This is a genomic window from Bacillus sp. 05T22 (assembly GCF_056396765.1).
In genome coordinates this window covers 95,749-105,790 of sequence record NZ_JBFTMC010000004.1, presented here as the reverse complement: position 1 = coordinate 105,790, position 10,042 = coordinate 95,749, and the positions used below count along the sequence as shown (strand labels likewise).

General features: G+C 35.4%; 10 protein-coding genes, 10 tRNA genes and 1 pseudogene. 19 read left to right on the top strand and 2 right to left on the bottom strand.

Going from position 1 to position 10,042, the window contains the following annotated elements; translation table 11 throughout:
* The first annotated feature begins 69 nt into the window (after positions 1-69).
* The 11 genes from AC1DIT_RS02805 to AC1DIT_RS02755 all read left to right on the top strand — a co-directional run bounded on the left by AC1DIT_RS02805 (position 70) and on the right by AC1DIT_RS02755 (position 2,158).
* A tRNA-Asp gene (locus tag AC1DIT_RS02805) sits at positions 70-145 on the top strand.
* A gap of 9 nt (positions 146-154) precedes the next feature.
* Positions 155-230, top strand: a tRNA-Phe gene (locus AC1DIT_RS02800).
* A gap of 14 nt (positions 231-244) precedes the next feature.
* A tRNA-Thr gene (locus tag AC1DIT_RS02795) sits at positions 245-320 on the top strand.
* Positions 321-330: 10 nt separating this feature from the next.
* A tRNA-Tyr gene (locus tag AC1DIT_RS02790) sits at positions 331-414 on the top strand.
* Between the two features lie 14 nt (positions 415-428).
* Positions 429-502 (top strand) — tRNA-Trp (locus tag AC1DIT_RS02785).
* Positions 503-514: 12 nt separating this feature from the next.
* Positions 515-590: transfer RNA gene (locus tag AC1DIT_RS02780), tRNA-His, on the top strand.
* Between the two features lie 65 nt (positions 591-655).
* Positions 656-730: transfer RNA gene (locus tag AC1DIT_RS02775), tRNA-Gln, on the top strand.
* Positions 731-735: 5 nt separating this feature from the next.
* Positions 736-810: transfer RNA gene (locus tag AC1DIT_RS02770), tRNA-Gly, on the top strand.
* 14 nt (positions 811-824) lie between these two features.
* A tRNA-Cys gene (locus tag AC1DIT_RS02765) sits at positions 825-895 on the top strand.
* Positions 896-905: 10 nt separating this feature from the next.
* Positions 906-987, top strand: a tRNA-Leu gene (locus tag AC1DIT_RS02760).
* A gap of 178 nt (positions 988-1,165) precedes the next feature.
* Positions 1,166-2,158 carry a tyrosine-type recombinase/integrase gene (locus AC1DIT_RS02755; RefSeq protein WP_016132536.1) on the top strand — a complete coding sequence of 331 codons (993 nt, stop codon included), beginning with the start codon at positions 1,166-1,168 and terminating at the stop codon, positions 2,156-2,158.
* A gap of 585 nt (positions 2,159-2,743) precedes the next feature.
* On the opposite strand, the gene AC1DIT_RS02750 is transcribed toward AC1DIT_RS02755, so the two are convergent.
* Together AC1DIT_RS02750 and AC1DIT_RS02745 are read right to left on the bottom strand one after the other, a co-directional pair.
* Positions 2,744-3,112: a hypothetical protein gene (locus tag AC1DIT_RS02750; protein WP_016113004.1), complete on the bottom strand. Its 369-nt coding sequence runs from the start codon at positions 3,110-3,112 to the stop codon at positions 2,744-2,746.
* Positions 3,112-4,227, bottom strand: coding sequence for a response regulator aspartate phosphatase (locus tag AC1DIT_RS02745; RefSeq protein ID WP_016132537.1), 1,116 nt, complete (start codon positions 4,225-4,227; stop codon positions 3,112-3,114). The genes AC1DIT_RS02750 and AC1DIT_RS02745 overlap by 1 nt, the downstream gene beginning before the upstream one ends.
* Positions 4,228-4,455: 228 nt before the next feature.
* On the opposite strand from AC1DIT_RS02745, the gene AC1DIT_RS02740 reads away from it, so the two are divergent.
* From AC1DIT_RS02740 to AC1DIT_RS02705, 8 genes and pseudogenes are all read left to right on the top strand, one after another.
* Positions 4,456-4,731, top strand: coding sequence for a TIGR04197 family type VII secretion effector (locus AC1DIT_RS02740; protein ID WP_016113006.1), 276 nt, complete (start codon positions 4,456-4,458; stop codon positions 4,729-4,731).
* A 40-nt stretch (positions 4,732-4,771) separates the two neighbouring features.
* Positions 4,772-5,134 (top strand): DUF3958 family protein, encoded by a 363-nt coding sequence (locus AC1DIT_RS02735; protein ID WP_016113007.1) that lies wholly within the window; start codon positions 4,772-4,774, stop codon positions 5,132-5,134.
* Positions 5,131-6,138 (top strand): annotated as a pseudogene (locus AC1DIT_RS02730) (T7SS effector LXG polymorphic toxin); the annotation flags it as partial. The gene AC1DIT_RS02735 and the pseudogene AC1DIT_RS02730, both read left to right, overlap by 4 nt.
* A 157-nt stretch (positions 6,139-6,295) precedes the next feature.
* Positions 6,296-6,790, top strand: a complete 495-nt coding sequence (locus AC1DIT_RS02725; protein ID WP_016113009.1) for an HNH endonuclease family protein — start codon at positions 6,296-6,298, stop codon at positions 6,788-6,790.
* A gap of 24 nt (positions 6,791-6,814) precedes the next feature.
* Positions 6,815-7,267, top strand: a complete 453-nt coding sequence (locus tag AC1DIT_RS02720; protein WP_016113010.1) for a YrhA family protein — start codon at positions 6,815-6,817, stop codon at positions 7,265-7,267.
* Positions 7,268-7,282: 15 nt separating this feature from the next.
* Positions 7,283-7,735 (top strand): SMI1/KNR4 family protein, encoded by a 453-nt coding sequence (locus AC1DIT_RS02715; RefSeq protein WP_016113011.1) that lies wholly within the window; start codon positions 7,283-7,285, stop codon positions 7,733-7,735.
* Positions 7,736-7,914: 179 nt separating this feature from the next.
* Entirely contained in the window at positions 7,915-8,163 is a 249-nt protein-coding gene (locus AC1DIT_RS02710) for a winged helix-turn-helix domain-containing protein (protein ID WP_033670992.1), read from the top strand.
* Between the two features lie 979 nt (positions 8,164-9,142).
* Positions 9,143-9,862, top strand: coding sequence for a YebC/PmpR family DNA-binding transcriptional regulator (locus tag AC1DIT_RS02705; protein ID WP_016113013.1), 720 nt, complete (start codon positions 9,143-9,145; stop codon positions 9,860-9,862).
* The last annotated feature ends 180 nt before the right edge of the window (positions 9,863-10,042 follow it).

Here is a 10,042-nt window from a genome sequence, read left to right as displayed (position 1 = left end):
GCAGTTCGGTAGCTCGTCGGGCTCATAACCCGAAGGTCGCAGGTTCAAATCCTGTCCCCGCAACCAAATGGTCCCGTGGTGTAGTGGTTAACATGCCTGCCTGTCACGCAGGAGATCGCCGGTTCGACCCCGGTCGGGACCGCCATTTATTTCTGGCTCGGTAGCTCAGTCGGTAGAGCAGAGGACTGAAAATCCTCGTGTCGGCGGTTCGATTCCGTCCCGAGCCACCATTTTAACTAAATATGCCGGCTTAGCTCAATTGGTAGAGCAACTGACTTGTAATCAGTAGGTTGGGGGTTCAAGTCCTCTAGCCGGCACCATGTAAGTTTCGGAGGGGTAGCGAAGTGGCTAAACGCGGCGGACTGTAAATCCGCTCCTTCGGGTTCGGCAGTTCGAATCTGCCCCCCTCCACCATTTACATTTTATATAGGGGTATAGTTTAAAGGTAGAACAGAGGTCTCCAAAACCTCCAGTGTGGGTTCAATTCCTACTACCCCTGCCAAAACATAACATGGCGGTTGTGGCGAAGTGGTTAACGCACCGGATTGTGGCTCCGGCATTCGTGGGTTCGATTCCCATCAGTCGCCCCATTTTCATTTTTTAACATTTGTAAATAAAGTAGTTAATACTTGCATATAATGAATTAAAACTTCGGTGGGCTATAGCCAAGCGGTAAGGCAACGGACTTTGACTCCGTCATGCGCTGGTTCGAATCCAGCTAGCCCAGCCATTTTTGCGGAAGTAGTTCAGTGGTAGAATACAACCTTGCCAAGGTTGGGGTCGCGGGTTCGAATCCCGTCTTCCGCTCCAAATTAATTTAATATGGCGGCATAGCCAAGTGGTAAGGCAGAGGTCTGCAAAACCTTTACCACCGGTTCAAATCCGGTTGCCGCCTTTCTTATTATGCCGATGTGGCGGAATTGGCAGACGCGCACGACTCAAAATCGTGTTCCTTCGGGAGTGTCGGTTCGACCCCGACCATCGGTATCGTTAAATGTTTATCGGGAATTACAGAAGAATTAAGTAATAGCAACGTTTAAAACGTCTTTCTACAGTTTGTAGGAAGGCGTTTTTTTGTGTTTTCAGAGATGTTTTTTACTGCAAAATCCACTTTTAAAATCGTATTCATTGGTCGTGTTCACAGGTAAAGAAAGGTGGTTAACTTTTGGCTAGAAGAAAAAACACTTTAGATGAAAGTGAATTAGCTGTTATTAAAAAACAAAGTAAATCTTATGTTGAAACGTTTGATGAAGCTATCACTTTGTTTGTGAAGGACTGTGAATTAAGAAATCTTAGACCGTTTACCATTAAATATTATTTAAATGAGTTACAAGCTTTTCTAAATTTATTAACAGAACAAGAAATAGACGCTTCTATTCTAAAGCCTTACAACATGACAGAAGAACATGTTAAAGAAAACGTAATACTTTACATGAAAAATTATAGGGGAATTAAGGTAGTTTCTATTAACACTCGTTTACGTGCATTACGTGCTTTCTACAACTTCTTATACAAACAGAAGCACATTCCTAGAAATCTAATGGAAAACATTAAGTTGTTGAAAGACAGAAAACGAATCATTCCCACTTTTTCAAAGGAACAGCTTAATAAATTGTTTCGTCAGCCTAATTTAAGGACGTTTACTGGCGTTAGGGATTACACAATTATGATGTTAATGCTTGAAACGGGAATACGTGTAAATGAACTGGTAGGGCTATCAGTAAAGGATACTCGCTGGGAAGATAGTTTACTCGTAATTCGTAATGCTAAAAGCTATCGAGAACGGCAAGTGCCTATACAAAGGGATATGAAAAACCAGTTGAAAAAATATATTGCGATTCGAGGTTATGTTGAAAGTGATGCTTTATTCGTCACTGTTGATGGTACACGGCTTACTAGAAGAGGAATACAACAACGAATATCCATATATGGCAACATGGCACAAATAAAAGATGTGCGTTGTAGTCCACATACCTTTCGTCATACGTTTGCGAAATTAAGTGTTCAACAAGGGGCGAATATCTTTGAATTACAAGCTATATTAGGACACACCAACATGGAGATTGTTAAAACGTATGTAAATCTATTCGGTACTGATGTAAGAGAAAGACATAAAGAATTTTCACCGTTAAAAGTGCTTAATAAACGGTACGTATAAAAAGTTTAGACAAAGAAAAAAGTCACCTGTTACAGCAGGTGACCCAAAGTTTGAAAAATCGACTCAAAACTAAATAAAAGGAAAATTAAGGTCTTAAAAACAATATTAAACTTCTTGTTTTTATGCAGAGAAAACAAAAACAGAAAATATAGTAAAAATAATAGAATCACATTAATAATTATAGTTCCTCTGATGTACCATACTCTTTCGCTTTTACTCCACATTTTGTTGAGGTCGTCGTAAAAACCAATATTGAAGACTACAGCAGCAAATAGATAGAAAATAGCACCTAAGAGTGTAGATAAAATCACATTCCAAAATTTTAATTTTACTTGTGTGGCTTTATTTAAATACAATTTATCAATTTCCTTAGTTGTTGCCGCTATTACAAGTTGATTAGCACTATATAGTACAGCCGTTATAAGTAGACCTATAAGGGTAGTTATAATCGCAGTGAACGCAGGTGGAAGCTTACTAATTGTATCAATTGTTAATCCATTGAACATTCTCTCTGTTCAGTCCTTTCATGGTTAAATTCCGATAAAAAAGAACGTCACCTTTAGAGAAGGACGTTCTTTTTATTAATTAAATTATTGTTTCACCATGCGTATTCGTAGGTGCAGGGGGTCTTCCATGGTCATAAGCAGGAGAACCAGTGTTACCATCAGCTACACCCCAAGGTTGTCCGTGTGTGTAAGCAGGTGCAGGCGTGTCATCTTCAGCTTTATTACTTGCAATACCAGTATCTCCATGTGCGTAAGATGGAGACCAAGTGTCACCTATATTTAATGCTAAATCAGGTCTTTGAGGTGACCAACCTTCTCCATGCGTTGATTGTAACTTATTAATGTTATCTGCCTGTGCAGTTTGTTGTGTTTCTGGATTGATACTTAATCCGAAAGACATAAGACCTGTAGTAGCTAAACTCATTACCATTAAACCAAGCTTTTTCATTATTTTAACGCCCCTTTAGCTAATAATTTTGTTCTTGCTTCAAGACCTAAACAGAAATAGTCACTAGATGTTTGGTAGTCACACACAGTATGTAATCTAGTTGCTAACAGTTCTGCATATTCTTCTACATAATCCCAAAGTGCTTCTCTTTTGAAATAGGAGATACCTGCAATAGTTACTCTTTTTAATTCTTCAATAGAAGCATTGTTATTTAGTGCTTTTAAAATGGTAAAGTGATGTGTGTATTCTTCATTCTCTAGGTTTAAACAAATTTTTAAACCTTTTTCAACAAAGTCAGAAGCAATATTTGTTTCACCTAACTTAGAATATTCTCTAGCTTGTAGAAAAATAGCTTTGAAATGATTAGGGATTTTCTCTGTTACTTCTGATAAGTGACGAATAGCTGATTCAGAAAGGTTTTGACTTGAATATAACCAACCCAAATTGTGACGGACTAATGAAATTAATGTTTCTTCGTTATTCTTATATAATAAGTTTAATGCAGAATTTAAATGTTCCTCGGCTTGTTCAAATTGTTTTAGAGATACACAACTCATTCCAATTGTATTTTCACAAGAAGCTGCATTACTTTCATAACCTTGGTATTTAGAGAAGATATCTTTTGAAGTAGTTGCATAACGAATAGCTAAAAGTGGTTCGTAGGTGTTATGGTAAAACAAGGCTAACTTAGATTGAAATTCAGCTTGTTCGATTTCATTGGAAACATATTTCAAAAGAGATTCAGCTTTTTCATAATGATTTTGTGCCTCGTTATAGTCAGTAAGTATCATGAAATGTACAGCTTTATAAAAATGATAATAATAAGCTAAGAAACCATCAGTCGGAGTTTCAAAAGAATCAATTTCATCAAAACTATTTTTTGTGATACTGAATCTATCGGTAAGTGTTTTGAAACGGAAATCTAGCAAAGAGTAGTATAATAATAAATTTCGGTTTTGTAGTTCTGTGTTTTCTTCAGTCTTTAAAATGTTAATATATTCATCAAGTTCTTGTTTTAAGTTTGTTACTTTTGAAAGTTGTTGTTGTAACATTGATTGATACCAGTCATTAAGTAACCTTGTAACCTTTTCATTCCCCTTCACTGGAACGTGCATATAATCCCTTCCTTTTCTGAATAGTCTTACATTAAATGATAACAAGAATAAGATTTAATAAAAATAAAATTTCTATATTTCTCAACATTTGTTTAACAATTTTATTTTCAAGTATATAACTAATCGCATTCGTTCTCCCTGTTAGTAATTTCAAATATTTGGAACAGTAGAATGATTTAACATGATATAATTTTCTTGATGAATATGGAACTAGAAAGGATTTAAGCGATGGGAAAATTTCAAAGTAATTTTCAAGTGGCACAACAAATCGCTACTCAAATGAGGAATGCTTCGGATACAATCCAAAGTGCAACAAGTCGTTCTATAATAAAGGCGACGCGTACAACACTATCTGTTAACTCCAAAGCACAAGAAGCGAATCAACAAGTTTTAGATTTAACAAAACAATTTTCTGCTGCTTTTCAACAAGCGGCTGATAATATTCATTCGGTAGCTAACGAGTTTGAGAGAATGGATAAAGAACTTCAAAATACTTTTCGCTAATGTAATAACCTATATAAAGTAAAACGATAGGAGGAAAAAGATGAGTCAAGATATTGAAAAACAAATTAATCAATTAAATCAAAAATTACGAAGTGTATTTGAAGAACAGAATCGAAATCAATCTGCGATTCAAACACAGGGACAAGCAGAAGAAGATTTTCATGTATGGAAAAATCAAAACCATCGTTTGTTTGACCGTATTTTAGGAACTTGGCATGGAGATAGAGAAATGTCACTGTTTTTTATGGATATGCGTCAAGATGCACAACAAATGGAACGAAAACTCACATTCGAATTGGAAAATCAAAAAGAAACGTTGCTTAAAGAGAAACGAGACCTTAGTGATTTAGAAAACGACCTTTCCTATCAGCAACAACAATTAGCAAGGGGGACCAATGCATGAGTTTAAATATGTATTTGGGAGAAGTACAGAACCAAACTCAAAGCATGAACGCTGTATGTACCGCTACCATTCAAGGCATGGAACAAGCCATTCAGTCGATTGACGCTTTTACAATTGATACTGTTCTACAAGGACAAACATATAGCAGTGCAAAATCATTTTTTGTACAAACCTTTCGTCCTTTAGCACAAGGAATCATTTACTTATGTGAAGAATTAATCCGTCAGAATGATGCCTTTCCAAGTCAATTTCAATCAAAGGTAGCTTCAACTGATGTYATTGAACAAGAAATATTAGAACAAATCCAAGGGATTGACCAAACAAAAGCAGGTATTGAAGGAATTAGTAATGTCCTTCCAGGTATGCAAGCAATGATGGGTATTTTTGATATGATGAAACGGAAACTGCAAGAAAAGTTAGAACATCTACATGAATTTAATTATACTTCTAGTAGTAACTATGATACAGCACTTCAACTAGCTGCTAGTATTGCGACGGGTTTAGCGGAAGTCCAAAACGGAAAAGGTTTTATTCCTGCAAGTGGTACATTTAGTACACAAGGGTTGAATATGGAATGGGCAACGTCTATTCAAGCGATAGAAGAAGAGAGGGCACGTAAAGCGGACAATTCAATTGAAGAAGGGGCAATGTGTGGCAAGCTTCTTCCGAAATCTGACCTCGAAAAAGCTTGGGATAAAGAAAAAAAGGATTTGAATGCCGCATGGACTGGTATTTCTACTGGTTTTGTAGATGGTGCTGAAGATGCATGGGAAGGGTTCGTAGCTTTAGGCGATAAAGAAACCTGGTTGAATATGCGAGATGCGATTATAAACTATGATGAAACTTTTCCTGCAATGTGGAATACTTTTTCAGATTCGTTTATAAATAATTTTTGGAATGGGGATTTGGAAAGCAGAGAACATTATGTAGCTTATGGTGTAGCATCGTTGGGGCTGGGGTTTCTGGGTGATAAAGGTCTTAGTAAAGCAGGACAAGTAGGGAGAATAGCAGCCGTTACAGGCTTTACAAAAGGAAAGTCGTTCATAACTAATTCTGCTACGTATAGAAATGCGTTAAATACATTAAATAATTTTAAGTTGAACACTGGAAACCGCTTTGCTTATGCTGGTGTTGGGGGAAATTCTTTAAAATCCAGCTTTGTTGATACTTAAACTATCGCCTTATCAATATACTAAAAGTACTACGGACGGAGACGTTTTTGTTGGCAAATTATACGGAAAAGATGTACCTCTTAAAGACGTCAGAGTTGATGACATTACGTATACTAAGAGACCTAGAGAAGAATTTGAACAACTTAGGAAAGCTTTTGATAGCAGGATAAGACAAGAGTTTCTTAAATCCTTGGTAAATGACCCTGTTAAGCTTACTGAACTTAAGAAAGCGGGAATAACAGATGGTAATATAGAATTAATGAAAAAAGGAAGACCTCCAGTAGGGTGGCAAGTACATCATAACCTTCCTTTAGACGACGGAGGAACAAACGCATTTGAAAATTTAACTTTAATACAAAATCACCCATATCATAAAGCTATAACTAATACACAACGTACATTAACTAGACACTTACAAGATGGCGATAGTACAGACATAAGTTGGCCTATACCAAAATATAACATCTATCCTAAGGGAGAATAAATAAACTTAGAAAGAGGTTTTTATATGTGGAAAAATCTGGTTTTAGAAATTGGAGATATACTGAAAAGTGTTAACTTTAATTTGAACACACCAGCAACAGATACTGAAGTTCATAGATTAAGAGAACACGTGAAAGAGAAATTTAATGTTGATTTATCGATTGAATTTGAGGAGTTTCTTAAAAACGTAAATGGTTTAGATTTTGGTGGACTAGTTATTTATGGAGTTGATCCTTCTTTACTAGAAACAGAAAGAAACGAACCAATTTGTGGATTTATAGATACGAATGAGATTTGGTATGAAAATGAATTTCAAAAAGAGTATCTTTTCTTTGGAGATTCAAGTATTGCGTGGTTTTGTAAAAACTTATCTGACGGTACTTACTTAGAACTTGATAAACCATCGGGAACAGTGATGAAAACATATAATAATTTCAATACAATGCTAGAAGAAGCATTGAAAACAGCCCTTCTTTAATAAGGAGGATTACATATGAACAATATTACATGGTTTGATGTAAGTGAAAAGAAAATTACGGATGAACAAATTCAGAAATTAGAACAGTATTTGGGTATTAAATTTCCTAACGACTTTATTGAATGTGTGAAACAATATGATGGAGGGTACCCGCATCCAAAAGTATTTGATATACAGGGACAAGATGGAGGTTCATTCAGTTACCTATTAACTTTAGATTCAGAAAGTAGGTACTCCATTCTTCGGGTGTATGAAGGCATAAAAGGCAGATTAGTAGATAAAGTATATCCGTTTGCCACAGACCCGTATGGAAACTTCTTATGCTTTGATTATCGAAATAATCCCGAAGCACCAACGGTTGTATTTTGGGAACATGAGGAAGAAGAAATGGAAAAAGCAGTTTATCCTGTTTGTTCGTCTTTTACAGAACTGCTTGATAGCTTATGCGATTATGACGATGAAGAGTAATTAATTATGAGTAACAAAAGTGAGACTTATGTGAATTACGCATAAGTCTTTTTAATATGTACCAACACAAGTTAAGAGGAAGTTTTTATTGCTTTTATAGTAATTCATATGTACTATATGAAATGTAAAGCACTATTAGTATGAGTGTTAAATGACAGAACAAGGGAAGGGAATTGCAGTTGGAATTATTTAAACAAACAAACTTAGATAAAACGGAACTATTGTTACTATACATTATGAAAGAATTAGAGGCAGATAAAGTACCAGTGAAATTATCATATAACCAGTTACAGGACTATTTAAGGGCTAACCGTAATACAACATCTAAGGCGATAAAAGGACTGAAAGAACATGGTTTACTGTCTGTTACAGTGGGGCAGGGAAAAGCTTCCAACACTTATCAACTTACATTAGAAACAGATGTATAAGGAGAAGGGTGATTATATAATAGTAGAAAAAATATATTGAAAATCTCGCCTGCTAGAATTATACTGTAAAGTATATAGTAGTCGTGTGAACAGGCTAACTGTAATACCCTGCAATTACTTGTAGAATTACTTAATATAACTGTAAAGAAATGATAATAAATAATGATATAACGGAAAAAACCGACTCAAAATCGTGTTCCTTCGGGAGTGTCGGTTCGACCCCGACCATCGGTATAAAAAAGACGAGTAATCGTCTTTTTTATTTGTCTTCGGATTGATTATATCGTACATATTAAGCGCTTCTTACTTCGGTAAGGAGTGCTTTTTTTGCGAATAAACGTAAAAATTCTTGTCCACAATAACTAAAGAAGATATCTTAAGCTATTCGTAGCAACCTCCAGCAAATGTTTTTTGTACGACCGTTCTTGTAAAAGAGGCGGTCTTATTTACGTATTGCTATAAATACAAAGAAAATCTCTTATAGTATCAGTCATTCCGTTATTGGTACTAACTGAACAAAAGTTAACACTACGAGCAGTTCTCACCGTTCGCACCACGCATTAAAACCGTGCATCGTAATCGGCAGTGAGTCCGAGAGTCCGATGAACCAAATCATGCGCATTATGAGGAAACGCACTTTGTATTAAATAAATTTGGAGATGAATTGCTAGATTATTAACGAAATCTGGAGACCTTTCAGAACCAAAATAATGGGTTGTAAAAGTAGGCTTCCATTTTAGGAGGCTTTTTTCATGTACATTGTCAAATCATGTTATTTGAGTGTTAAATTCGTAATGAATTATGAATTTAAGGTATAATATAATTTGGTGAATGAACAAAATTATATTGATTTATATTATGTCAGTAATGCGAATCAATAATGAACTTTTTGTATTTATTTTGAAAAAGTGTTGAATAAACATTGTATTTCATATTAATATTTTTATGTAGATTTAAACGTGAAAGAGAGTGGAACAGTATGGGCCGTAAATGGAATAATATTAAAGAAAAAAAAGCATCAAAAGATGCAAATACAAGCCGCGTATACGCTAAATTTGGACGTGAGATTTATGTAGCGGCAAAACAGGGTGAACCAGATCCAGAATCAAACCAAGCTTTAAAAGTGGTATTAGAGCGTGCAAAGACGTACAGTGTACCAAAAACAATTATTGACCGTGCAATTGAAAAAGCAAAAGGTGGTTCAGAAGAAAACTATGACGAACTTCGTTATGAAGGATTTGGACCAAACGGATCAATGGTAATTGTAGATACACTTACAAATAACGTGAATCGTACTGCAGCAGATGTACGCGCTGCATTTAGTAAAAATAGCGGTAACATGGGTGTGAATGGATCAGTAGCATATATGTTTGATGCGACTGCTGTTATTGGGCTTGAAGGAAAAACAGCAGATGAAGTGCTTGAAATATTAATGGAAGCAGATGTAGACGCGCGTGATATTCTAGAAGAAGAGGAAGCAGTTATCGTTTATGCTGAACCTGATCAGTTCCATTCGGTACAAGCAGCGCTTAAGGATGCTGGTATTACTGAATTTACAGTTGCTGAGCTAACAATGCTTGCACAAAATGATTTAACACTTCCAGAAGATGCACAAGTACAATTTGAAAAAATGATTGATGCATTGGAAGATTTAGAAGATGTTCAACAAGTGTACCACAATGTTGATTTAGGTGAATAATATATAAAAAAGAGACCTTTTGTTATTTATAACAGAAGGTCTCTTTTCTTATATTATGTAAGTAAAAGTGTCTAGTATGATGTGTAATCGGTGAAACTAGGTAAGGTAGTAGGATATATATAGTAAATACATATTGATTACAGGAACGTTTGTTTGGTAATATGTTTATATTGCTCAAAT